Annotated in this window: 21 protein-coding genes and 1 pseudogene; 14 read left to right on the top strand and 8 right to left on the bottom strand. The window is 65.0% G+C overall.

Annotated elements, in window-relative coordinates; genetic code table 11:
* Window positions 1-35 precede the first annotated feature (35 nt).
* The 4 genes from P7F60_RS08965 to P7F60_RS08950 form a co-directional block, all read right to left on the bottom strand.
* Window positions 36-764: an SDR family oxidoreductase gene (locus tag P7F60_RS08965; RefSeq protein WP_277917389.1), complete on the bottom strand. Its 729-nt coding sequence runs from the start codon at window positions 762-764 to the stop codon at window positions 36-38.
* A 24-nt stretch (window positions 765-788) separates the two neighbouring features.
* Window positions 789-2,033, bottom strand: a complete 1,245-nt coding sequence (locus tag P7F60_RS08960) for a sugar ABC transporter permease (protein ID WP_277917388.1) — start codon at window positions 2,031-2,033, stop codon at window positions 789-791.
* Window positions 2,030-2,851 (bottom strand): ATP-binding cassette domain-containing protein, encoded by an 822-nt coding sequence (locus P7F60_RS08955; RefSeq protein WP_277917387.1) that lies wholly within the window; start codon window positions 2,849-2,851, stop codon window positions 2,030-2,032. The genes P7F60_RS08960 and P7F60_RS08955 overlap by 4 nt, the downstream gene beginning before the upstream one ends.
* Before the next feature lie 69 nt (window positions 2,852-2,920).
* Entirely contained in the window at window positions 2,921-3,967 is a 1,047-nt protein-coding gene (locus tag P7F60_RS08950) for a sugar ABC transporter substrate-binding protein (RefSeq protein WP_277917386.1), read from the bottom strand.
* A 296-nt stretch (window positions 3,968-4,263) separates the two neighbouring features.
* Here P7F60_RS08950 and P7F60_RS08945 point away from each other — a divergent pair, with 296 nt between their 5' ends.
* The 3 genes from P7F60_RS08945 (at window position 4,264) to P7F60_RS08935 (ending at window position 7,514) form a co-directional block, all read left to right on the top strand.
* Window positions 4,264-5,283, top strand: a complete 1,020-nt coding sequence (locus tag P7F60_RS08945; protein WP_277917385.1) for a LacI family DNA-binding transcriptional regulator — start codon at window positions 4,264-4,266, stop codon at window positions 5,281-5,283.
* A 162-nt stretch (window positions 5,284-5,445) separates the two neighbouring features.
* On the top strand, window positions 5,446-6,111 hold the full coding sequence (locus P7F60_RS08940) for a response regulator (protein WP_277917384.1): 666 nt from the start codon (window positions 5,446-5,448) through the stop codon (window positions 6,109-6,111).
* 2 nt (window positions 6,112-6,113) lie between these two features.
* The gene (locus P7F60_RS08935; RefSeq protein WP_277917383.1) at window positions 6,114-7,514 is read left to right on the top strand and encodes a sensor histidine kinase; all 1,401 of its coding nucleotides are present in this window, start codon (window positions 6,114-6,116) and stop codon (window positions 7,512-7,514) included.
* A gap of 45 nt (window positions 7,515-7,559) precedes the next feature.
* Here P7F60_RS08935 and P7F60_RS08930 read toward each other — a convergent pair whose 3' ends face one another.
* From P7F60_RS08930 to P7F60_RS08915, 4 genes and pseudogenes are all read right to left on the bottom strand, one after another.
* Window positions 7,560-8,429, bottom strand: a complete 870-nt coding sequence (locus P7F60_RS08930) for an ABC transporter permease (protein ID WP_277917382.1) — start codon at window positions 8,427-8,429, stop codon at window positions 7,560-7,562.
* 13 nt (window positions 8,430-8,442) lie between these two features.
* Window positions 8,443-9,261 carry an ABC transporter ATP-binding protein gene (locus P7F60_RS08925; protein ID WP_277917381.1) on the bottom strand — a complete coding sequence of 273 codons (819 nt, stop codon included), beginning with the start codon at window positions 9,259-9,261 and terminating at the stop codon, window positions 8,443-8,445.
* Window positions 9,262-9,352: 91 nt separating this feature from the next.
* Window positions 9,353-10,333 (bottom strand): ABC transporter substrate-binding protein, encoded by a 981-nt coding sequence (locus P7F60_RS08920; protein ID WP_277917691.1) that lies wholly within the window; start codon window positions 10,331-10,333, stop codon window positions 9,353-9,355.
* Window positions 10,334-10,582: 249 nt separating this feature from the next.
* Window positions 10,583-11,440 (bottom strand): annotated as a pseudogene (locus P7F60_RS08915) (LysR family transcriptional regulator); the annotation flags it as partial.
* 89 nt (window positions 11,441-11,529) lie between these two features.
* On the opposite strand from P7F60_RS08915, the gene P7F60_RS08910 reads away from it, so the two are divergent.
* The 11 genes from P7F60_RS08910 (at window position 11,530) to P7F60_RS08860 (ending at window position 22,716) form a co-directional block, all read left to right on the top strand.
* Window positions 11,530-11,937: a CidA/LrgA family protein gene (locus P7F60_RS08910; RefSeq protein ID WP_277917379.1), complete on the top strand. Its 408-nt coding sequence runs from the start codon at window positions 11,530-11,532 to the stop codon at window positions 11,935-11,937.
* On the top strand, window positions 11,930-12,619 hold the full coding sequence (locus P7F60_RS08905; protein ID WP_277917378.1) for an LrgB family protein: 690 nt from the start codon (window positions 11,930-11,932) through the stop codon (window positions 12,617-12,619). The genes P7F60_RS08910 and P7F60_RS08905 overlap by 8 nt, the downstream gene beginning before the upstream one ends.
* A 3-nt stretch (window positions 12,620-12,622) precedes the next feature.
* Window positions 12,623-13,675 (top strand): FUSC family protein, encoded by a 1,053-nt coding sequence (locus tag P7F60_RS08900; protein WP_277917377.1) that lies wholly within the window; start codon window positions 12,623-12,625, stop codon window positions 13,673-13,675.
* Between the two features lie 24 nt (window positions 13,676-13,699).
* Window positions 13,700-14,479: an acetoin reductase gene (locus P7F60_RS08895; protein ID WP_277917376.1), complete on the top strand. Its 780-nt coding sequence runs from the start codon at window positions 13,700-13,702 to the stop codon at window positions 14,477-14,479.
* 354 nt (window positions 14,480-14,833) lie between these two features.
* Window positions 14,834-16,417: an ABC transporter substrate-binding protein gene (locus P7F60_RS08890; protein ID WP_277917375.1), complete on the top strand. Its 1,584-nt coding sequence runs from the start codon at window positions 14,834-14,836 to the stop codon at window positions 16,415-16,417.
* 42 nt (window positions 16,418-16,459) lie between these two features.
* Entirely contained in the window at window positions 16,460-17,458 is a 999-nt protein-coding gene (locus P7F60_RS08885; RefSeq protein ID WP_277917374.1) for an ABC transporter permease, read from the top strand.
* The gene (locus P7F60_RS08880) at window positions 17,455-18,366 is read left to right on the top strand and encodes an ABC transporter permease (RefSeq protein WP_277917373.1); all 912 of its coding nucleotides are present in this window, start codon (window positions 17,455-17,457) and stop codon (window positions 18,364-18,366) included. Before P7F60_RS08885 ends, P7F60_RS08880 begins: the two co-directional genes overlap by 4 nt.
* Before the next feature lie 32 nt (window positions 18,367-18,398).
* Window positions 18,399-20,054: an ABC transporter ATP-binding protein gene (locus P7F60_RS08875; RefSeq protein WP_277917372.1), complete on the top strand. Its 1,656-nt coding sequence runs from the start codon at window positions 18,399-18,401 to the stop codon at window positions 20,052-20,054.
* 76 nt (window positions 20,055-20,130) lie between these two features.
* Complete coding sequence (locus P7F60_RS08870; RefSeq protein ID WP_277917371.1) at window positions 20,131-20,454, top strand: antibiotic biosynthesis monooxygenase family protein; 324 nt, start codon at window positions 20,131-20,133, stop codon at window positions 20,452-20,454.
* 67 nt (window positions 20,455-20,521) lie between these two features.
* Window positions 20,522-21,532: an NAD(P)-dependent oxidoreductase gene (locus P7F60_RS08865; RefSeq protein WP_277917370.1), complete on the top strand. Its 1,011-nt coding sequence runs from the start codon at window positions 20,522-20,524 to the stop codon at window positions 21,530-21,532.
* Window positions 21,529-22,716 carry a M24 family metallopeptidase gene (locus P7F60_RS08860; protein ID WP_277917369.1) on the top strand — a complete coding sequence of 396 codons (1,188 nt, stop codon included), beginning with the start codon at window positions 21,529-21,531 and terminating at the stop codon, window positions 22,714-22,716. The genes P7F60_RS08865 and P7F60_RS08860 overlap by 4 nt, the downstream gene beginning before the upstream one ends.
* Window positions 22,717-22,719 lie beyond the last annotated feature (3 nt).

Raw genomic sequence — 22,719 nt, 5'->3', positions numbered from 1 at the left:
GCCTCTGTAACATGTCCGGGAGAGACGGAAATGCTCTAGAGATCGACGCTGTTGGGCAGGATGACGAGATCGCGGATCGTGACGTTGCGCGGCCTGGTGAGCATGAAGAGAACGGCATCCGCCACCTCCTTCGGCTGCATCAGGCTGCCGTTCGCCAGCGCCTCGTCCATCTTTTCCTTCGGCCAGTCGTCGAGCAATGCGGTGACCACCGGTCCGGGCAGAACAGCGCCGACGCGCACGCCATGCTGCGCCACCTGCCGACGCGTCGAATGCACGAAAGCCTGCACCGCGAATTTCGAGGCCGTGTAGATCGGCTCCCAGACGACGGGCACGACGCCGGCGATCGACGAGGTGAAGAGGATATCGCCGGTTTTCTTTTCGATCATGTAGGGCAGAACTGCATGAACCGAGCGGAAGGCCGCATTGATATTGAGGTTCAGCATCCGGTCCCAGGCATCCGGATCGCCTTCGGCCACGGGACCGCCGATATAGGCGCCGGCATTGGCGTGGAAGACGTCGAGCCCGCCGGCGACGTCGAGGATGCGCGCCAGCATGCCCGAGACGTCGGATGGCTTCAGCAGATCGACGACGAGCGGCAGCGCGTTGGGGCCAAGTTCGCTGCAGAGCTGTTCGAGCTTGTCCTGTGCGCGGTCGACGAGAACCACCTTCGCGCCTTCGGCGATCAGGGTTTTGGCGCATTCGAGGCCGATGCCGGAGGCGGCGCCCGTAATGGCAGCGATCTTGCCCTTCATGAGGTCAGCCATGGTTTGAACTCCATTCCAGTCTGGTTAGGCGCGGCCGTGGCTGACGCGGGAGCGACGGGCGAGCGAGTCGACGATGACGGCGATTGCGAGGACGCCGCCGGTGATCATGTAACGCAGCGAGGACGACAGGTTGAGCAGCGTCAGGCCGTTCGAGATCGCCTGGATGACGATGATGCCGAGTAGGGCCGAATAAGCGCTGCCACGACCGCCGAAGAGGCTGGTGCCGCCGATCACGGCCGCCGCGATCGCGTTGAGATTGACGTCGCCGGTGCCGGCCTGCTGGCTGGATGAGGCGAGGCGCGACGCCGAGAGGATGCCGCCAAGTGCTGCGAGCGTCGAGCAGAGCATGAAGGCGCTCATATAGATGCGGCGCACATTGATGCCCGAGCGGCGCGCCGCCTCCTTGTTGCCGCCGACGGCGAACATCGAGCGGCCCCACTGGGTGCGCGTCAGCCCGTAATTGAGGATGACGGCGAGTGCGACGAAGAGGGCGAACATCCACGGAATGCCGCGGCCGAGATTGAGATAGAAGACGGCCGCTTCCAGCGCCACGGTCAGCACTGCGGCCTTGAGGATCAGCGCCCGCATCGGCTGGGCCGACAGGTTGGCGGCAAGGCGCTGTTTGCGGGTCTGCAGACCCCTGCCGATCATGACGAGGCCGGGCACGAGGGCCAGCGTGTAGGACAGCCAGTCCGGCATGAGCAGGATCTGGCCGAAACGCACCAGCGCCGAGGCGTAAGGCAGGTTGATCGAGCCGGTGGGGCCGAGAATGTAAAGCTGCATGCCCAGCAGGGCGAGCAGCCCGGCAAGCGTGGCAACGAAGCTCGGCATGCCCAGCCGGTTATAGAGCGTCGCATAGAGGAGGCCGACGCCGGCGCCGACGACCAGCGCCGCAATCACGGCGCCGACGATCGGCCAGCCCTGGTTGACCCAGAGCACGCCGACCATGGCCGACGCCAGACCGCTCATCGATCCGACAGAGAGGTCGATTTCGCCGAGCACCAGCACGCAGACGATGCCGAGCGAGATGACGCCGACGGTGGCGCAATCGAACAGCAGGTTTACGAGGTTGTTGGGCGCGAGGAAGATCGGGTTCAGCGCCGAGAATACGATGGAGATGACGACGAGCCCGACGGCGACGGGCAGCATGCCGAGATCGCCGGAGCGCACGCGGTCGATGAAGCCCTTGGCCATGGCGGCGAGGCTGTCGTCGTGACGCACGCGCTCGTCGCTGCGGTCCAGCATCGGCTGGGACGAATTCTGGCTCATGCTGCTCCCCCATGGCTTTCTGCCGCATGACCGGCCTTGCGGTCGGCACGGCGCGAGACGGAATTGTCCGTGGCGCCGGTGATTGCGGAAACGAGTTCCTGATTGGACGAATCCGGCGTGAAGACGCCGTTGTTCTTGCCGAGACGCAGAACGACGATGCGGTCCGCAACGGCGCGCACGTCCTCCATGTTGTGGCTGATGATGATGACGCCGAGGCCGCGGTCGCGCACGCGCTCGATCAGGTTCAGCACTTCGGCCGTCTGGGCGACGCCGAGGGCCGCCGTTGGCTCGTCGAGCATGATGAGCCTCGGATTGAGCAGCAGCGAACGGGCGATGGCGACGGTCTGGCGCTGGCCGCCCGACAGCGAGGCGATCGGCTCGCGCACGGAGGGGATGCGCGCGGCAAGCTCGCGCAGCAGCGTCCAGGCGCGCACTTCCATGGCGACTTCATCGAGCGCCCAGGGCGAGAGCTCGTGGCCGAGGAAGAGATTTGCGACGACATCCAGGTTTTCGCACAGCGCCAGATCCTGGAAAACCGTGGCGATGCCCATGCCCAGCGCCTCGGCGGGGCTGTCGAGCGAAACCTGCTGGCCGCAGAACTCGATGGTGCCGGAAGAGGGCTGGTGAACGCCGGCAAGCACCTTGACCAGCGTCGACTTGCCGGCGCCGTTGTCGCCGACGAGGGCGACGACCTCGCCGGCCTTGACGTCGAGCTCGATATCCGTCAGCGCGGATACGGCCCCGAAATTCTTGGATACACCGCGCAGGCGCAGCACCGGTTCGCCTTTGGCGGGAGCAGTTTGAAGCGTGGCTGTCATGGCCCTCGGCCCCTTTCGACTGGTCTGGATGTCCGGCCGCGACAGGCGCGGCCGGACATGACGGCGATTTTACTTGATGATGCCGAGCTTGCGGCAACCGTCGGCATATTCGCCGGTGCAGACTTCTTCAGGCTTGTTGATGCCCTTGTCGAAGATTTCGGCCTTGATGTTCTCCGCCGTCACGACCGCCGGAACGAAAAGCTGCGAAGGCGTCTCGTAGAGCTTGTGGGTCGCTTCCGGTGTCTCGCCCTTGAGCAGGGCGACGGCGACCTTGGCGGCAGCCGCAGCCACGATTTCGGAAGGCTTGGAGATCGTATTGTACTGGTCGCCAGAGATGATGAGCTGCAGCGCGGCGATCGTCGCGTCGTTGCCCGTCACCGGCGGCATGTCCTTGACGCCGGCGGCCTTCAGCGCCGCGATCGCGCCGCCGCCGGTGCCGTCGTTGGCCGCGACGATCCCCTTGATCTGGTCGCCGAAGCGGGTGATCTGGCCTGCGGTCCATTCCTGCGCCTTGGGCGGCGCCCATTCCGGCGTGTCGAATTCGGCGAGCGTCTTGTAGGACGAAGCGGAAAGCGCTTCATGGATACCGTCGCGAATGAGGCCGGCGGCCGCATCCGTCGGGGAACCGTTGATCTCGAGCACGCCTGCGCCATCGGGAACGCCCTTGGCCTTCAGGTGATCGACCAGCGATTGCGCGATGGCCTTGCCGATGCCCTGGTTGTCGAAGGAGACGTAATAGTTGGCCGGCTTGTCGGGGATCGGGCGGTCATAGGCGATGACCTTGACGTCCTGCGACTGGGCGATCTCGACAAGCGCTGCGGCGGCTGCGGAATCGACGGGGTCGAGAACGATGACCTTGGCGCCCTGGGCGATCACGGAATTGAATTGCTGCTGCTGGAGCGAGACGTCGGCATTGGCGTTCTGGTAGATCACTGTGCAGGACGCGCACAGCTTTTCCATCTCGGCCTTGAAGCCGGGATAGTCGTGCTGCTCGTAACGGGTCGAGGCCTGGTCGGGCATCAGGAAGGCGACGGTCGCGTTTTCCTGGGCGGAAGCGGCGGCGCCGAGCGACAGGACGAGGCCGGTCGAGGCGAGCAGGGTGGTAAGCGTCTTCATTGGGTTCCTCCACATTGATTTGGCACGGTTGATGTTCGCAGTCACGTTCGCCGGCGACCTCAAGCCGCCAAGGGCGACAGAACCGACCGCCTACGCGCACTTCGAGCGCGCAGATCACCGTTCGCCGCAGCGATGCCGCAACGTCCGGTTCGTCGATGTTCCGTCTGACTCCTCCCTTGGGTCAGCCTTGCTGTTTGGGCAACTTCATCGATGGAGCAGGCTTGCTCAATCGATGAAGCATGAATTGCCACCAAACTCCATTGGTGTCAAGGTGGCGCACGAAACGGAGATGACATGTGAATCGCACGACGCCCGCGAAAAGGACGACCATCTATGATCTGGCAGAACTGGCCGGCACATCCGCCAGCGCGGTGAGCGCCGTTCTCAACGGCAACTGGAAGAAGCGGCGCATCAGCGCAAAGCTTGCGGAAAGGATCACCAAGCTCGCGGAGGAGCAGGGTTACGCCGTCAACATGCAGGCAAGCGTCCTGCGCCGCGAGCGTTCGAAAATCATCGGCATGATCGTGCCGAAATACGACAACCGCTATTTCGGCTCCATCGTCGAACAGTTCGAGGTGCGAGCCCGCGAGCGCGGTCTCTTCCCGATCATAACCTGCACGATGCGCGATGCGGAGCTGGAAGTGGAGGCGGCGCGGACGATGCTGTCCTATCAGGTCGATTGCCTGATCGCGACGGGCGCGACCGACCCCGACCGCATTGCCGATCTCTGCGCCGGAGCCGGCGTACGCACCATCAACCTCGACCTGCCGGGCGCGCGGGCGCCTTCGGTGATCTCCGACAATTATGGCGGCGCGCTGGAGTTGACGCGGCGGGTGCTTGCCAATTGCCGGCGCGAATACGGCGTCAAGGCGCCGCTGTTCTTCGTCGGCGGCCGCGGCACGGACCACAACACGATGGAGCGCGTGCGCGGTTTCCGCGACGCCCATGCAGAGGCCGGCATTGCGGTCGACGAGGCCATGATACAGGCCTGCGGCTATGCGCCGGAAAAGGCGGAAAACGCCATGAGGCAGCTTGCCGCGCGGACGAGCACCCTGCCGCGCGGCTTGTTCGTCAATTCGACGATTTCGTTGGAAGGGGTAATGCGCTGGATTCGCTATTCCGGCCATTATAGCGACGGCATGCCGCATCTCGGCTGCTTCGACTGGGATCCTTTCGTCGCCATGCTCGGCGACCATATCGAGATGGCGCGGCAGGACGTGCCGAAAATGCTGGAGGCGGTCTTCGGCATCATCGATTCCGGCGCAGGCGACTTCTCCGTGGTCGAAGTGCCGCCGATCATCGGCGGGGTCGATTAGGCCGTCGCGGGCACCGTCCGTTCGGGCGCGGACGGGAATGTGATCCCCGGGGGACCGACCGCCGGCACTGACGGCGCGCCATGCTTCTTCCGGCTGCGGAAATATGCGAAAAAGAAGCGCAGCCTCGCGCGGAGGCGCTAAATCGCAAGGGGACGGGGACGGATGCGGTTGCTGATCGTGGAGGACAACCGCGAACTCGCCAGCTGGCTGGCCAAGGCGCTGGTGCAGGCGCGTTACGCGGTCGATGTCGCGCATGACGGCGAGGAGGCGGGGCATCTGCTTGCCGTGGCGGACTATGCCGCCGTCGTGCTCGATCTTTCGCTGCCGAAGGTCGACGGCATGACGCTGCTGCGCCATATCCGCCGCGCCGGAAACAAGACGCCGGTCATCATCCTCACCGCCAATGCCTCGCTCGGCGGCCGCGTGGCCGGGCTCGACACCGGCGCGGACGACTACCTCGCCAAGCCGTTCGAACTCGCCGAGCTGGAGGCGCGCCTGCGCGCGTTGATCCGCAGGGGAAACGACCTTGCCAGCCCCGAGATCGCAGTGGGGGATCTGGTCCTGAACGGCGCCACGCGGCAATTCACCCTCAAGGGTGAGCCGCTGCAACTGACGCCTCGCGAGCATTCGGTTCTCGAATATATGATGATGAAGGCTGGGACCACGGTGACGAAAGCGGCGCTTCACGAAAGCGTCTTCGGTTTCGACGCCGACCCCGACCCGAGCGCCATCGAGATCTACGTGCATCGCGTCCGCAAGAAGCTGGAGGGCGGGACCGTGCAGATCGCGACGTTGAGAGGCCTTGGATACATGCTGAGGGCGGTTTGACGATGGCGCTCTCATCTTCAGCCGAACGGCATTCTCTTTTCAATGGGCTGCGCTTCAGCTTGCGCGCCCAGCTTCTAGCCTGGGTCACGGCGACGCTTGCCGCCGTGCTGTGCGTCAACCTGTTTCTCGGCCTCAAGCAGGCGCAGGAAACCGCCGATATCGTCACCGACAACATGCTGCTCGGCTCCGCCCGCGTCATTGCGGAGGCCGTGCGTGTCGACGCCGGCGGAATGATCGCCGTCGACATTCCGCCCGCAGCGCTGGAAATCTTCAACACCGGATACGGCGACCGCGTCTATTACCGGGTGGCGACCCCGTGGGGCAATATCGTTGCCGGCTATGATACACTGGCCATGCCCGACCGGCGCGGCGCCGGCCAGAACATGCGTTTTCGCGACATGGATATTCGCGCCCTGGCGATCGATCATCCGGTCGTCGGCCTGGGGGAAGACGGCGTGGTCGAGGTCGTCGTTGCGGTCACCCGCAATGGCGAGGAGGCGTTGCGCCGCCGCCTTTGGCTATCCGATTTCATGTACCAGTTCGTCCTCGTCGCCGTGGCGGGGCTGGTAACGCTTCTCGGCCTTCAACGGGGACTTGGGCCGGTGCTGCGGCTGCGCGACGCGGTGCTGGCCAGCCGGCGCGAGCGGTTGGAGCCTTTCGATCCCGCGAGCGTGCAGATGGAGTTGCGTCCGCTCGTCCACGCGCTCAACGACTACATGGACCGCGTCCAGAAGCAGATGGCGGCGCAGCGCCGCTTCGTCGCCAATGCCGCCCATCAATTGCGCACACCGTTGACCCTGCTGATGACGCAGGCCGCCGTCGCCGCGCGCGAAACCGATCTGGCAAGCCGCACCGAAGCCCTGCAGTCGCTGACCCGCAGTACCCGGCATGCTTCGCGCCTGGCGGAGCAATTGCTGGCGCTGACCCGCGCCGAGCCGGGCAGTCGCGCGCCGCGCGCCGAGCGGATCGACATGGCCGAGGCGGCGCGCGCGGTGCTGGAAGCACATGCCGAGGAGGCGTTGCGGCGGAACATCGACATCGGCCTGGAGGTGAAAGGCCCGGCGCCCGTCGTCGGCGACGGAGCCATGCTGCGCGAGATGATCGTCAATCTCGTCGACAACGCCTTGCGCTACACGCCGGCTCCCGGCGAGGTCACCGTCGGCGTGCGCTGTGAGGGTGACGAGGTCGTGCTGACCGTTGAAGATTCCGGCCCCGGCATTCCCGAAGGCGAACGCGGGCAGGTGTTCGAGCGATTTTATCGCATCATGGGCACGCAGGCCGAGGGCAGCGGCCTGGGGCTTGCCATCGTTCGCGAAGTGGTGGACGGGGCCGGCGGCAGCGTCATGCTCGCAACGGCCGCGGCTGGTGGCCTGTCGGTGGTCGTCCGCCTGCCCCGCCAATGAGGACAGGGGGCCTTCGCCCCCTGTTTCAGTGTCCGTTCCCGAGCGTCAATGGGTGTCGAGGCTTTGCTGCGGCCGCCACTTGGCGAGTCGGTTCTCGATCACCGTCATCACATATTCGGCCGCCAGCGTGACGACCATGACGAGGACGATGGCGGCGAACATGCCGGCGGCATCGAAGGTGCCCTTGGCGATCGAGATCAGCTGGCCGATGCCGAAGCGGGCGCCGACGAACTCCCCGACGATGGCGCCGATGATGGCGAAGCCGAAGGAGACATGCAGGCTGGCGAAGATCCAGCTCATCGCCGAGGGAATGACGACGGTGCGGGTGACCTGCCAGTTGGACGCGCCGAGGATACGGGCATTGGCGATCATGTCGCGGTCGGCCTCGCGCACGCCCTGAAAGGCATTGGCGAACACGACGAAGAACACCATTACGAAGGCGAGCGCCACCTTGGAGGCGAGGCCGAGGCCCATGATCATGATGAAGATCGGCGCCAGCACGACACGCGGAATGGAGTTGATCGCCTTGATGTAGACCGAAAAGATATCGGAGAGCATCTGGTTGCGGCCGAGCCCGATGCCGACGACGACGCCGGCCACCGAGCCGGTGACGAAACCGATCAGCGCCTCTTCCATCGTCACGCCGAGATTGTACCACAGCGATCCCTCGGTGGTGCCGTTGAGCGCCCAGTCCTGCAGGCGGGCAACGACAGCGCTGGGGCTGGCATAGAAGAACGGATCGATCCAGTTCATGTCGGAAGCCAGTTCCCACAGGCCGAGGAGAAGGACGAGAATGGCGATCTGCCAGAAAAGCACGGTCTGCTTGCGGCGCCTGATGCGGGCCTGTGCCGCCGCCTCGATTTCCGTGTCGCTGGTGCCCGGGCGGTAGCCGGCGGCCATCGTGATGTCTGTCATGGTCCCGTCCTCCTCAGGCGGCTTCGCTGGCGCGGCGATAGCTGGTCTCGACTTCCTGGCGCAGGTCTTCCCAGATGGTCTTGCAATAATCGATGAAGGCCTGCTCGTAGCGGATTTCCGAGACGACGCGCGGGCGCGGCAGGTCGATGCGGTAAACCGATTTCACCGTGGCGGGGCCTGCGGTCAGAACGTAGACCTTGTCGGCCAGCGCCACCGCCTCTTCGAGGTCGTGGGTGACGAAGACGACCGAAGCCTGCCGCTCGGCCCAGAGCTTCAGCAGTTCCTCGTGCATCACGGTGCGGGTCTGCACGTCGAGCGCCGAGAAGGGCTCGTCCATCAGCAGGATTTCCGGCTCGTTGATGAAGGTCTGGGCCAGCGCCACGCGCTTGCGCATGCCGCCGGAAAGCTGGTGGGGATAATGGTGCAGGAACTTGGAAAGCCCGACGCGCGCCAGCCAGTCCTTGGCCGATTTCTCCGCCTCGCTGCGCGAGCGGCCGCGAAACAGCGGGCCGGCCATGACGTTGTCGATGACGTTCTTCCACGGAAACAGCGCATCCTTCTGGAAGGCGAAACCGACGCGCGGATCGATGCCGTTCACCGGCCCGCCCATCAGGCGGACCTCGCCGGCGGACGGCCTGGCAAGACCGGTGACCAGGTTGAGCGTCGTCGACTTGCCGCAGCCGGTCGGTCCGACGACGGCGACGAATTCGCCGCGCTCCACCGTCATGTTGAAGTCGGCGAGCGCCGTCAGGCTCTTGCCCGTCGGCGAGACGAAGCGGCGCGTCACATTGATGAGTTCGATGGCCGGCTCTCGGCCCTGACTGGCAGCCATGGGACATCCTTTCCGCGGCGGGGGATGGCGCGCGAGTGACGTTTCGACAGGCCCGCTCCCGAGCGTCGGGAACGGGCGAAGGAAGGAGTAATTACTTGGCGTTCTTGACGAATTCGCTCGTATAGGTCTTGGCGAGGTCGATCTGCTTGCCCTTGACGTTCTTGGAGAATTCGGAAAGGACGGCGAGCACCGTCTTGGGTCCATCCTCCGGCATGACGCCATCGGGCGTGAACATGCCCTTGCCCGCGTCGAGGGCCTTGATGTAACCCTCCTTGTCGCCGACGTAGAAATCCTTCGGCATCTGCTCCGCGATCTCGGCGCCGCTATGCGTTCCGATATACTTCAACGTCTTCACGAAGGCGTTGGCGAGCTTCTGGACTTCTTCCTTGTGGGCATCGACCCAGGAGGTTTCCATGTAGAGCGAGGCGGCCGGATAGGTGCCGCCGAGGGCGGCGCGGGTTTGCTCGACCGTGCGCAGGTCGGTGAGAACCGTGGCTTCGCCGGTCTTGACCAGGCGCGAGATGGTCGGCTCCGTGGTCATGCCCGCCTGGATCTGGTCCTGCTGCATGGCGGCGATGAAGGTGCCGCCCGCGCCGACCGGAACGGTGACGATGTCGCCCGGCTGCAGCCCGGCCTTGGACGCCATGTAAAGCGTCAGGAAATTCGTCGAGGAGCCGAGGCCGGTGACGCCGAGCGTCTTGCCCTTCAGGTCGGCGAAGGATTTGACATCGGGATATTTGGCCGAAAGCATCTCGACCTCACCCGGCGCCTGGCTGAACTGCACGACGGATTCGACGAACTTGCCCTTGGCCTGAAGGTCGACGCAATGGTCGTAGAAGCCGACGACGCCCTGCACCGCGCCGGCGAGAAGCTGGTTTTCGGCATCGACGCCGGCGGCTTCGTTGAGAAGCTCGACGTCGAGCCCTTCGTCCTTGAAATAGCCCAGCGCTTCCGCCAGCTTGGCCGGCAGATAGATCTGCTTCTCATAACCGCCGACCATGATGGTGATCTTGTCGGCCGCGCCCGCAAGCGAGGTTGCCGACAGCAGGCCGGCGACCGCAATGGCCGACATGGAAAGAGCGCGTGCAAAACCGCGATGAAACCGCATGAATTCCTCCCTGTGCGTGGCACCGGTGCGCGCTCTCCCGAACGCATCTCCTCTCCGGTGTCCTGGGAAAGGATTAACACGCGCAGCTTTCAGTCAGCTTTCATTGACTCCCGGTATAGCGAAATGACCGCTTTCGCTCATATCCCGGAGTGAATTCCTTTCTGTGGCAGGCGAGTTATCTGGCCAGGAAACTCTGCCATGAGTCTCCCGTACCAGATCCAGCCAAGCCTGTGCGGCGGGTGAGAGCCAGGCGCCCCGCCGCCAGACCATGGCCATGTTCCATTCCGCGTCGGGCTCGTCCAGGGCGACATGGCACAGGCCGCGCACCTTATAACGGGCCGCAATCATCCGGGGCAGGAAGGTGACGCCCAGGCCCGTGCCGACCAGTTCAACCATGAAGTCGGTCTGGCCGCTTCGCGCCACGATATCGGGCTCGAAACCCGAGCGACGGCAGGCATCCATGACCATCCGGTGCAGCGCGAAGCCGGAAGCGAACAGGACGAAGGGTGTATCCTTCAGGTCCAGCATCGTCACGGAGGCGGCGTCGGCCAGGGGATGGCCGGGCGGCAGCAGCGCGACGAGGGGTTCGCGGCGCACGGGCTGGAACTCGAACTCCCCGGAAACGGGCAGCAACGCGCCGGCGAAGTCGATCTCCCCCGCATGCAGAACCGACGCCAACTGATCGCTGCCATATTCCGTCAACCGCACCTCGATCCCGGGAAAACGCTGGCGGTAGATGGCAAACAGCGGCGCGAAAATCGTGCTGCTTCCGACAGGCGGCAGGCCGAGCCGCAGCGCGCCGCGCCGGACGCCGCGGATTTCGTCGATCTCGGCCATCAGGTCGTCACGATCGGCCAAGAGTTTCAGGCCCCGGCGATACACCACCTCTCCCGCCGCGGTCATCACGCTGCGATGGCCGATGCGGTCGAGAAGCCGCAAGCCGATCTCGTCCTCGAGCTGTTTCACGGCCTTGCTGACGGTCGATTGCGTAGCGCAAACGGTCTTCGCGGCGCTGGAAAAGCCGCCCTGACGCACGACCTCTATAAAAGCACGCAACGGGCGAAAATCCATATCAAGTCCTCTTTGGAATATTGTTTATTCAATCAATTCATTTCTCGAATAGCAAGAGGGCGCTTATGTTCGGGAAAAAGGAATTCGCCATGTCTGTTCATCACAGGTCCGCCCGTTTTCTGCATCACCACCCGGTTGCCCAGGTGCTGACCGTTTTCAGCTTCTGGCTCATCGGCGAAGCTCTCGTGCGCGTTCTCGGCATCCCGCTGCCTGGCGGCATCGTCGGTCTCGGGCTGCTGCTCGTCCTGCTGGCCATGCGGCGGATCAGCACGCTCAGCATGCGGCGCGGGGCGGGCTGGTTCCTGTCGGATATGCTGCTGTTCTTCGTGCCGGCCGTGCTTGCCGTGCTGGATCACCCGGAACTCTTCGGCCTGACCGGGCTGAAGATTCTTTTCGTCATTCTCGCCAGCACGGCGCTGGTCATGCTCGCCACGGCCTTCACCGTGGATCGCTGCTGGAAATATCTGGGTGACAGAAAGGAGCGGGAGCATGCCTGAGGCCTTCCTGCATACGCTCTTCTGGTCGGGCCTGACGATCGGATTCTACTGGATTTCGAAACAGGTCTATCGCCGCTGGCCGCGCTGGTGGCTGATGCCGCTGGCGGTGACGCCGCTGCTGTTGCTGCTCGTGGTCGTCTCCCTGCATGAAAGCTATCGCGATTATATCGGCGGCACGCATTGGCTGGTGCTGCTGCTCGGACCGGCGACGGTGGCCTTCGCCATTCCGATCTATGAACAGCGCGCGCTGATCCGGCGTTACTGGCCCATCCTGCTGGCCGGGATGCTGGCCGGCAGCCTGGTGTCGATCCTGTCGAGCTGGGCTCTGGCGAGCCTGGTGGGGCTAGACGGGGTGATCAGGTTGAGCCTGCTGCCGCGTTCCATCAGCACGCCTTTTGCGATGGAAGTCTCGTCCGAGATCGGCGGCATTCCCGACCTGACGGCGGTCTTCGTCGTCGTTACCGGCATCGCGGGCGCGGTCATGGGCGATCTGATCCTCGCCAGGTTCCGCATTGCCTCGGCGCTGGCGCGCGGCTCGCTGTTTGGCCTCGGCGCCCATGGCGCGGGCACCGCCCGGGCGCATCAGATCGGCGCCACGGAAGGAGCCGTCGCCGGGCTTGTCATGGTTCTCGTCGGGCTGTTGAATGTGCTGATGGCCCCGCTTGTCGCGCTGCTGAGGTGAACCATGAGCATCGTCACCCGTATACGCCTGTCGCTGGAACGCATGAACGCCGCCTGGCGCGATGCGCTTGCCACGGCCATTGCGGGCGCCCTGGCCTGGCTTCTGGCGAACTGGCTCCTCGGCCATCCGCATCCGGTCTTTGCCATCGTGACGGCCATTGTCTGCCTCGCGCCCGGCCTGCCCAATCACGGCCGGCAGGCGACCGGGCTGATGCTGGGCGTGGCGATCGGCATTCTCATGGGTGAACTGGCGCTGCAAATTCCCGAGACCATGCTGGAGGCCGAACCCCTGGCGCTTTTGCGCATGTCGGCTGCGGTCTTCCTTTCGATCCTGATCGCCTCGGTCTTCGGCCTGCCGGCCGTGGTGCCGATCCAGGCAGGCGTCTCCGCCGTCCTTGTCCTGGCCATGGGGGCGGAAAACGCGGGCTGGCACCGGATGGAGGACGTAATCGTCGGCGCAGGCGCGGGCCTGCTGTTCAGCCAGATCCTGCTGACGCCCGACCCTCTGCGCCAGATCGACAGCGCCATGGCTCATCTGCTGCTGCGGATCGGCGCCGGGCTGGAAGCAGCGGCAGAGGCCTTGCACAAGGCCGATCCGCGCCGCGCCCAGACGACGCTCGGGCTGATGCTGAGGGCGCAGGAGGATCTGGCGCTGCTGCGCGCGGGCGCCGATGGCGCGCGCTATTCCGCCCGGTGGTCGCTTCGCGGGCGCTTGGCCGCTGCCTCGGTCATCTCCGCCGCCGACGATGCGGAGCATGACGCGATCCGCCTCTGCGCGGCGGCGCTGCTGCTCGCCGATGGTCTGCGCGAGGCATTGTTGCAGGGCAAACGGCCTCCCGGCGAACTGGAAAGCAGCCTTCGGGCGCTGGCCGCGCTTTCCAGCGGCAAGGCGACCGGTCCCCTCGCATATCCCGGCCATTCTTCGCCACAACTCGAAACGATCGCGCCGGACTGGATGCCGGTCGTTTCATCGCTGCGCATCCTCAGCGAAATTCTTCGGAAAAACGCGTTACCCGGCCGTCATCAAAAGGTCGGCAAAGCGGAACTAGCATCCTGATCCCAGGCAACGAAAGGAAACGTCATGTCCGTCAAGGGAAAAGTCATTCTGGTCACCGGCGCCAGCCAGGGCATCGGTCGCGGCATAGCGCTGCGGCTGGCCAGGGACGGCGCCAATCTGGCACTGGTCGACATCAAGGCCGACAAGCTCGAGGCCGTAAAGGCCGAGGTCGAGGCGCATGGCGTCAAGGCCACGACCTTCACGGCGGATGTCAGCGACCGCGACCAGGTCTTTGCCGCCGTCGAGCACGCCGAAAAGGAACTGGGCGGCTTCGACGTCATCGTCAACAATGCCGGCATCGCCCAGGTGAAGCCGCTCGACGATGTCCGCCCGGACGATCTGGACCGCATCTTCCGCATCAATGTCGACGGCGTCGTCTGGGGCACTCAGGCAGCGGCGGCTAAGTTCAAGGCACGCGGCCACAAGGGCAAGATCATCAACGCCTCCTCCATCGCCGGCCATGACGGCTTTGCGATGCTCGGGGTCTATTCGGCGACGAAATTTGCGGTGCGGGCGCTCACCCAGGCGGCGGCCAAGGAATACGCCTCGCATCAGATTACGGTGAATGCCTATTGCCCCGGCATCGTCGGCACCGACATGTGGGTCGAGATCGACGAACGCTTTTCCGAGATCACCGGAACGCCGAAAGGCGAGACATACAAGAAATATGTCGAAGGGATCGCCCTCGGCCGTGCCCAGACACCAGAAGACGTGGCCGCGCTGGTCGCATTCCTCTCTTCGGACGATTCCGACTATATCACCGGCCAGGCCATCCTGACCGACGGCGGCATTGTCTATCGCTAAGCGATCCTCGACATCCTGGGTCGCGGCGGATCGCTCCGCCGCGATCACCTGACACTCGCTGCGGCCGCGAAATACCGCCTGACTCACCTGCATTCGCGCCCCGGACATATGGCAGCGCCGAGCCCCGACCGGCTCGCCGAAGCGACCCGCTTGTCGCGCCGCGCAAAATGCCGGGTCATCCTTTCCTCCGGTCACGGTTCGAGGAGGACGGAGACGATCGGCAGCCGCCCTCCCGGCAATGCAGTGCCGCAGGATTTTCGAAAATAACGCTTCTCAATTCGGGCCGGCTCTGCTATTTATAAGAAATAGGGGAAAATTCCAGCGAACTGGAAACTAACAAACCGGGAGTCACAGATGAGCGACAGGAATGGAACGACGCAATTCGCGATATCGCCACTCAAGCGGCGCACGATGCTCCGGGGCGCGGTTGCGGGTATTGCCGTGATGGCATTCGGCGGCGGCCTCGTCCGCCAAGCCAACGCGCAGGAGGCCACGCCCAAAAAGGGCGGAACATTGAATATGGCCTATACCAGCGGAACGGTGCGGGAATCGCTCGATCCCGCGCGCGCCAGCATGGGCAACGACACGATCTATTGCGCGCACATCTATGACAGGCTGATCCGGCTCGAGAACGGTTTCGCGATCTCCAACCAGCTCGCCGAAAACTATTCGTCGAACGAAGCGGGTTCGGCCTGGACCTTCGTGCTGCGCGAGGGCCTGTCTTTCTCGGACGGCACGCCGCTCACCACGGCCGACGTGGCCTACAGCTTCGCCCGCGTGCTGGACCCGGCCACGGCCTCCCCCAGCCAGGCCAGCCTTGCCCAGACGCTCGACCCGCAAGGTATCCAGGTCGTCGACGACAGGACGATCACCTTCAATCTCAAGGAGCCCAACAGCCAGTTCCCGTTGCAGATCGCCGCGCGCAACTTCGCGATCGTCAAAAAGGGCACCTCCGAATTCACCGTTGAAACCGCCATCGGGTCCGGTCCCTTCCGCCTGACCAGCTTCGCCCCCGGCGAAAGCTGGGAGATGGTGCGCAACGAGCATTACTGGCGCCCGAATCTGCCGTATCTGGACGGCATCCGCCAGGTGAACATCGTGGAATCCGCGACGCTGATCCAGTCGCTGCTCTCCGGCAATTCGAATGTCATCGGCCAGGTCGGGCCGGCCCAGGCGCAGTTGATCGAGGCCTCGGACAAGGCCCATGTCGCCGTCAGCGAGAACTCGGCCTTCATGTATGTGGTCATGGACCTCACCCAGGCGCCCTTCGACGATCCCCGCGTCGTGCGCGCGATCAAGCTTGCGGTGGACCGGCAGGCGCTCTTGAACGTCGTCTTCCAGGGCTATGGCACGCTGACGAGCGACGTCCATATCTGGCCCGGCCATCCCACCTATCCCGAGAACCTCGGAATTCGCGCCCAGGATCTGGCGCAGGCCAAGGCGCTTCTGGAGGAAGCCGGCCATCCCAACGGGATCGAGCTGGAACTGTTCACCTCGCCGAGCCTTTCCGGCATGGTAGAACTGGCGACGGCCTTTGCCGAGATCGTCCGCCCCGCAGGCATCAACGTGACGATCCGGCAGGAGAACGCGGGCACCTATTGGAGCCAGATCTGGCAGGTCAAGCCGATGTATGTCAGCTATAGCCAGGCGCGGCCGCCGGTGACGATGCTGAGCAATCTCTACGCGACCAAGCCGGCCTTTGCGGAAACCAAGCTCAACAATCCCGAGATCGACCGTATCCTCGGCGACGTGCGCACATCGCTCGACGTCGACAAGCAGAACGCGCTTCTGCGGAAGGCATGGCAGATCGTCGCCGACGAATCGGGGTCCAGCGTCGCCTTCTCGCTCAACGTGCTCTGGGGCATGAGCAACAATATCCGTGACGTGCGAACGCACAGCGGCGACAATCTCCAGTTCCACGACGCCTATTTCGTCTGACGCGGGCTTGCGGCCTGAAAACGGATTGATCGGAGTTGTGCCTTGATTCGAGAGCCTGCACTTGAGGGTGCCCGCGAGGGCATCGGACGGATGGTCTTTGCCCGTGTGATCGCCATCAAGATCGCATGGGCGGCCATGACCCTGCTCGTGATGTCGATCATCACCTTCGCGGCGACCAGTTCCAGCCCGGTCGATGTCGCCCGCAACGCCCTCGGGCGCGAGGTGACGAATGAGCAGTTGGAGCGCTTCATCGCCGATCGGGGCCTGAACCGGCCGGTGGTCGTGCGCTACGCGGCCTGGCTCGGCGATTTCGTGCGGGGCGATTTCGGCACTTCGACCGTCACCGGCCGCAACGTCCGCGACGACGTGATGCCGCGGCTGGGCAACACGCTCGTGCTTGCCGCGCTGACACTGGCGATCAGCCTGCCCGTGTCGCTCGGGCTGGCCGTCTACATGGCGCTGCATGTCGGGCGATGGCAGGATCTTATGCTTCTGTCATCGACGACGGTGCTGACGGCCCTGCCCGAATTCGTCACGGGCATGGCCCTCATTCTCGTCTTCGGCGTCGCTCTGCACTGGCTGCCGATCGACAGTACGGCGCTCAACTTCCAGAGCGGATGGAGCGCCTGGGCTTCCTATGTGCTGCCCGTGCTGTCCATGCTGCTGGTGAGTGCGCCTTACACGATCCGCATCGCCCGCTCGGCGATCCGGGAATCCCTGTCTGCGCCGCACACCCGTACGGCGGTTCTGGCGGGCCTGTCGCGGCGGCGGGTGGTGGCGCTCTATGCGGTTCTTCCCGCGGCGGTCCCGATCATAAACACGCTGGCGCTCAATCTCGTCTATCTCATCAGCGGCGTGGTCGTCATCGAGAACGTCTTTTCCTTTCCCGGGATCGGCCGGCGTCTGGTCGAGGCCATCACGACCAGCGACATCGAGACGGTGCAGGCGATCGCCATCGTGATGGGCGCGATGTTCATCGCCATCACGCTGATCGCCGACATGGCGGCCGCCATCGTCAATCCGAGGCTGCGCAGCAAATGAGCCCCATCGCACCCGCATTCTCCTTCGACAAGCAGGATACCGCCGCCCGGCGCAGTCTGTGGCGCAGCCTCGCATCCAGCGGCAACGGACGGCTGGGGCTCGCTCTCGCGGCGATCATGCTGGCGGTCATCGGGCTCGGGCCCTGGCTCGCACCCTATCCGCCGACGCAGATCGGCCTCGGTCTGCCGAACCAGTTTCCCACATGGGCGCATCCGTTCGGCACCGACGACCTCGGCCGCGACATTCTCAGCCGCTTCCTGGTCGGAGGCCGGTCGGTAATCCTGGTTCCGTTCGTGGCCGTGGTGTTGTCCACCGTCGTGGGCGGCTGGCTTGGAATCGTCAGCGCCTATGCGCAAATCCAGCCGCGGCTGCGCTGGATCGACCAGGGCATCGCCAGTCTTCTCGATCTCGCGCTGGCCTTGCCGCCGCTGCTTCTGGCGCTGGTGCTCATCGCCGGCTTCGGAACCTCGCCGCCGGTGCTGATCCTGTCGGTCGCGGCGATCTTCGCTCCGCGCACCGGCCGCATCCTGCGCGGGGCCACGCAGGCGGTCGTCACCAGCGATTACGTCGCCGCCGCGCAGGCACGGGGAGAAAGCCTCAGCTACATTCTCTTGCGCGAGGTGCTGCCGAACATCGCCGCAACGGCGATCGCGGAATTCGCCTTGCGCATGACCTGGGGAATCATCTTCGTCGCATCCTTGAGCTTCCTCGGGCTGGGCGCCCAGCCGCCGTCGAGCGACTGGGGCCTGATGGTGGCGCAGGCGCGGCCCTACATCACCGTTTCGCCGATCGCCGTCCTGGCGCCCGCAGCCGGAATCGCCCTGCTTTCCGTCGCGCTCAACCTCATCGCGGACGCGCTGGCCGATCATCTCGATCCCGCGTCGGGCCAACCGGGAGTACCGCTGTGATCCATCCGGCTTCCCCCCGAACCGATATGTCCATGCCCATCGCCAGCCCTGCCGGGCGCAACGGTCCCGACACGATCCCGGTCGTGCTGAGCATGCGCGATCTCTCGCTTTCCTACGAAGGAGCCGATGGCGAGCTGAACCCGGTCGTACACGAGGTGTCCCTCGACCTGCGGCGCGGAGAGATTCTCGGCATCGTCGGCGAAAGCGGCAGCGGCAAATCCACGACCGCGCTCGCCTCGATGGGCTATCGCAGTCCGAATGTCCGCGTGGGCGGCGGCGAAGTGTTGCTGGGCGGCACCGATCTGCTGACCCTCGATGTTCCCAGGCTCCGCACCATCTGGGGCCGGCGTATCGGCTTCGTCGCGCAACAGGCAAGTCTGGCGCTCAATCCGTCGCTGCGGATCGGCGCGCAGCTCGCCGCACCCCTCAAAAAACACATGGCGCTGGCCGGAAAGGCCCTGCACGACCGGCAGGTCGAATTGCTGCGTATGGTCGACCTGCCCGATCCCGAAGCGGCGCTGCGGCGCTATTCCTTCCAGTTCAGCGGCGGGCAGCAGCAGCGCATCGCCATCGCGCTGGCCATGTCCTGCGATCCCGAGATACTGGTCATGGACGAGCCCACGACCGGGCTCGACGCCACCACGCAGGCGCGGATCTCCGATCTGTTGCGCGCTCTGGTGCGCGAGCGGAACGTGGCGGTCATCTATGTCAGCCACGATCTCGGCCTGCTTCATGCCCTGGCGGATCGCATCGCCGTGATGCTTGACGGAAGGATCGTCGAGACGGGTGCGGCCGATGACGTGGTCGTGCGCGGCCGTCATCCCTATACACGCGCGCTGATGGCGGCCGCCCCGCGCATCGGCACGGCAAATCTGCCGACGCCGGCCGCCGGGGCATCCGATGCGCTGCCGGTGCTTCGCGCCCGCGCCGTGGTCTGCACGCATCCGGGCGCAGGCGAGCCTTCGGTCCACGGCATCGACCTCGAGGTCGCACGCGGCGAGACGCTGGGCATCATCGGCGAGAGCGGCAGCGGAAAATCCACCCTGCTGCGCGCCATCGCCGGATTGATGGCGCCGACCGCCGGCAGCATCGATTTCCAGGGCGACAAACTGGCGCCGCTGGTGTCGAAACGCCCGGTGCGCACACGCGGCGAGATCCAGCTCATCTTCCAGAACCCGGATTCCTCGCTCAATCCGCGCCAGACGGTGCGCTCCATCCTGACGCGCCCGATCCGGCTGTTTCGCCCGGACGTGCGCCGTGGCGACGAAACCGCCGAAATCCGCCGTCTGCTCGCGGCCGTCCGCCTGCCGGACAGCCTGATCGACCGGTTTCCGTCCGAATTGTCCGGCGGGCAGAAGCAGCGCATCGCCATCGCCCGCGCATTCGCCGCCAGGCCGCTGCTGCTGCTCTGCGATGAAATCACCTCGGCGCTGGACGTGTCGGTGCAGGCGGCGATCCTCGATCTTCTCAAGGATCTGGCCCGCGAAAATGGCGTTGCGACGGTGTTCGTCAGCCACGATCTTGCCGTGGTCCGGGCGCTGGCGCACTCGACCATCGTCATGCGCCACGGGCGCGTCGTCGAGCGCGGCGAAACCGGCGCGGTCTTCGCCGATCCCCGCGATCCCTACACCCGCGCTCTTCTGGAGGCAGTGCACGATCTGCCGCCGGGCGAAGCGCCGCACGTCTAATCGGCCGGCAGGTCCTTCGAAAAAACGAGAGCGCGCAGCTTCCGCTTTCCACCCCATCATCACCAAGGAGAAAGACATGGTTACCATCGATCCCAGCAAGGATATCCTGACGCTCATCAACGTCGTCGAGGTCGACCCTGCAGATTGCGACAAGGTCGTTTCGATGTTCGTCGAGGCCACCGAGGCGGTCATTTCGAAGCTGGACGGCTTCATTTCGTCGAGCGTGCATCGCAGCCTCGATGGCACCCGCGTCATCAACTACGCGCAGTGGGAGAGCGAGGCCGCCCTGGACGGCTCGCGCAACCATCCCGACACGCAGGTCTATTACGAAAAGATGGACGCCTATGCCAAGAGCATGCAGCCCATGCTGACCCGCGTTGCGACCAGCAACGAACGCTGAACCCTGACGCCTCGCTTCCCGGCCCGGCTTCGGGCCGGGCGTTTCCCCGATATCGAAAGCAAAACGCATGTCTCAATCCCCGAGCACCATAGATTTCCTTGGCCCCGACGATTTCGGCGGCATTTTCGAAGACGCCATCCGCGGATTGCGGGCCAGGGGACATGACGTCGGCCGCTTCGCCGACGCATCGGACTATCTGGCCTCGGGCCGGCTCGGCCGGGTTGACGTTCTGGTGGATGTCGACGTGCTCCAGGTCGGCGCCGCCGAAATGGACGCCGCCCCGCGCCTGCGCGCGCTGATCTCGCCGGTGATCGGAACCGAGGAATTCGATCATGCCGCCGCGACCGCCCGCAATATCCTCATCGCCAACGGCCAGACGGTCGAGAACTATACCAGCATGGCCGAAGCGACGGTCATGCTGATCCTTGCCTCCCTCTACGAATTCGACAAGGCGATCACCTATATGGACGATCCGTCCAGCCGGCCCGGCTATCCCCGGGCAAGGATGCTGCGCGGCCGCACGGTCGGCATCATCGGGCTCGGCAAGATCGGCATGGCGGTGGCCGAGAGACTGCAACCCTTCGCCTGCGACGTGCAGGCCTATGTTCGCACCCCGCGCGATCTGGGGCAGGGGATCCGCCCGGTGGGCCTCGACGACCTGTTGCGAACCAGCGACGTCGTCGTGGTTGCTACGGAACTCAACGAACATACCCGAGGGCTTCTGGGCGCCGACAAGCTTGCCTTGATGAAGCCGAACGCGGTCTTCGTCAACATCGCGCGCGGCGCGATCTCGAACGATGCGGCGCTTGCCGCCCTGGCGAAGGAACGCACCGGCATGCGCCTTGCCCTCGACGTGTTCGACCCCGAGCCGCTGGACCCGGCAAGCCCCTTGCGGGCGCTGCCCAATGCGATCCTGACGCCGCACATGGTGGGCCACACCTGCGACACCTTCGACCGCATGCCGCTGGTGCTGCTGGAGAACGTCCTGGACGTGCTCGACGCGAAAGCCCCGCGTTTCACCTTGAACCCCGCCGTGGCCCCCTCGTGGTCGGCGAAATGGGCAGGTGACGCGCGATGAACCACGCGCAACGCTTCGCCCGTGTGTCGGCGGCCGAGATCGCTCGCCGACACGGACTGCTGGCCGATCTGTGCGCCTTGCACCGGCTGGGCGCGATCGTGACCCTCGGCAACGAGGACGACATGTCCGGCTATGTGCGCTGGTTCACCGACGAGCCCGTCAGTTCCTACCGGACGGCCGTCGCCTACCTTCCGGGCGAGGGGATGAGTGTCGTCGAACACGGTTCGCGCGGAGGCCGCTCGGATCACGATCCGGCCGATGAAAGCTATCGGGGCGTGTTCGAGATTCACACCGTGGCCAGCTTCCAGTCCGCGGCCTTCACCAGCGATTGCGAGGCCGTGTCGCTCGCATCCGCGCTGCGCCGTCATGGTTTGCGGCGCATCGGCATTGCCGGGCTGCTGCAGATGCCGCATGCCTTCGTCCAAGCGCTCGGACGGGAACTGGACGGGGCCGCGTTCATCGATGTGACCGACGCCGTCGATGCGATGATGGTCGTCAAGAGCGCCGAGGAACTGGACCTGATCCGCGCCGCGGCAGAGTTACAGGACCAGGTCTTTGCCGAGGTCTTGCGCCATCTCCGCCCCGGAATGCGCGAGATCGACGTCACGGCCGTCGCCAGGGCCGCCTCCTTGCGCCTTGGCGGGGCAGGCGGCGTCATCCTGGCGGGCTCGGCTCCGCAAGGAAGCTTCGCGCCGTTCAACAGCCCGTTCAACCAGGCCCGTGTGATCGGGGAGGGCGACTACGTGTCGTTGCTGATCGAGAATGCCGGCCCGGCCGGATATTTCACCGAGATTGCCCGCAATATTTCCTTTGGAAAGGCGCAGCAATGCCTCATCGATGCAAGCGGAACCGCCCTCGACCTGCGCAACCGGATCTTGCCGGAGATCGTGGCCGGTGCGTCCTGCCCGGAGATCTTCGCGCGCCACAACGCCCAGCGCGCCGCGTTTGGACTTGAGGCGGAAAACCGGGTGTTCGCGCATGGCCAGGGGTATTTTCTGGTGGAACGGCCGATCATTCGTGACGACGAGCCGATGGTGCTCGCCGCCAACATGAATCTCGCGGTCCACCCCACCCTTGCGGACGGAACGACGACATTCGCCGTCGTGTGCGACAATTTCCTCCTGGACAAAACCGGCAAAGCCAGGCGGATCCACAAGACGGAAGAACGCGTTTTCGAAGTCTGATCG

Origin of the sequence: Rhizobium sp. YJ-22 (assembly GCF_029601685.1) — a bacterium.
In the GTDB taxonomy this organism is placed as follows: Bacteria; Pseudomonadota; Alphaproteobacteria; order Rhizobiales; family Rhizobiaceae; genus Metarhizobium.
The sequence above is the reverse complement of the archived record's forward strand: the minus strand, read 5'-3'. Positions and strand labels throughout refer to the sequence as shown.

What these genes read in the sequence shown, in the direction of transcription:
- P7F60_RS08965 (WP_277917389.1), bottom strand. Translation starts at nt 764, where the DNA reads ATGGCTGACCTCATGAAGGGCAAGATCGCTGCCATTACGGGCGCCGCC.
- P7F60_RS08960 (WP_277917388.1), bottom strand. Translation starts at nt 2,033, where the DNA reads ATGAGCCAGAATTCGTCCCAGCCGATGCTGGACCGCAGCGACGAGCGC.
- P7F60_RS08955 (WP_277917387.1), bottom strand. Translation starts at nt 2,851, where the DNA reads ATGACAGCCACGCTTCAAACTGCTCCCGCCAAAGGCGAACCGGTGCTG.
- P7F60_RS08950 (WP_277917386.1), bottom strand. Translation starts at nt 3,967, where the DNA reads ATGAAGACGCTTACCACCCTGCTCGCCTCGACCGGCCTCGTCCTGTCG.
- P7F60_RS08940 (WP_277917384.1), top strand. Translation starts at nt 5,446, where the DNA reads ATGCGGTTGCTGATCGTGGAGGACAACCGCGAACTCGCCAGCTGGCTG.
- P7F60_RS08935 (WP_277917383.1), top strand. Translation starts at nt 6,114, where the DNA reads ATGGCGCTCTCATCTTCAGCCGAACGGCATTCTCTTTTCAATGGGCTG.
- P7F60_RS08930 (WP_277917382.1), bottom strand. Translation starts at nt 8,429, where the DNA reads ATGACAGACATCACGATGGCCGCCGGCTACCGCCCGGGCACCAGCGAC.
- P7F60_RS08925 (WP_277917381.1), bottom strand. Translation starts at nt 9,261, where the DNA reads ATGGCTGCCAGTCAGGGCCGAGAGCCGGCCATCGAACTCATCAATGTG.
- P7F60_RS08920 (WP_277917691.1), bottom strand. Translation starts at nt 10,333, where the DNA reads ATGTCGGCCATTGCGGTCGCCGGCCTGCTGTCGGCAACCTCGCTTGCG.
- P7F60_RS08910 (WP_277917379.1), top strand. Translation starts at nt 11,530, where the DNA reads ATGTCTGTTCATCACAGGTCCGCCCGTTTTCTGCATCACCACCCGGTT.
- P7F60_RS08905 (WP_277917378.1), top strand. Translation starts at nt 11,930, where the DNA reads ATGCCTGAGGCCTTCCTGCATACGCTCTTCTGGTCGGGCCTGACGATC.
- P7F60_RS08900 (WP_277917377.1), top strand. Translation starts at nt 12,623, where the DNA reads ATGAGCATCGTCACCCGTATACGCCTGTCGCTGGAACGCATGAACGCC.
- P7F60_RS08895 (WP_277917376.1), top strand. Translation starts at nt 13,700, where the DNA reads ATGTCCGTCAAGGGAAAAGTCATTCTGGTCACCGGCGCCAGCCAGGGC.
- P7F60_RS08890 (WP_277917375.1), top strand. Translation starts at nt 14,834, where the DNA reads ATGAGCGACAGGAATGGAACGACGCAATTCGCGATATCGCCACTCAAG.
- P7F60_RS08880 (WP_277917373.1), top strand. Translation starts at nt 17,455, where the DNA reads ATGAGCCCCATCGCACCCGCATTCTCCTTCGACAAGCAGGATACCGCC.
- P7F60_RS08875 (WP_277917372.1), top strand. Translation starts at nt 18,399, where the DNA reads ATGCCCATCGCCAGCCCTGCCGGGCGCAACGGTCCCGACACGATCCCG.
- P7F60_RS08870 (WP_277917371.1), top strand. Translation starts at nt 20,131, where the DNA reads ATGGTTACCATCGATCCCAGCAAGGATATCCTGACGCTCATCAACGTC.
- P7F60_RS08865 (WP_277917370.1), top strand. Translation starts at nt 20,522, where the DNA reads ATGTCTCAATCCCCGAGCACCATAGATTTCCTTGGCCCCGACGATTTC.
- P7F60_RS08860 (WP_277917369.1), top strand. Translation starts at nt 21,529, where the DNA reads ATGAACCACGCGCAACGCTTCGCCCGTGTGTCGGCGGCCGAGATCGCT.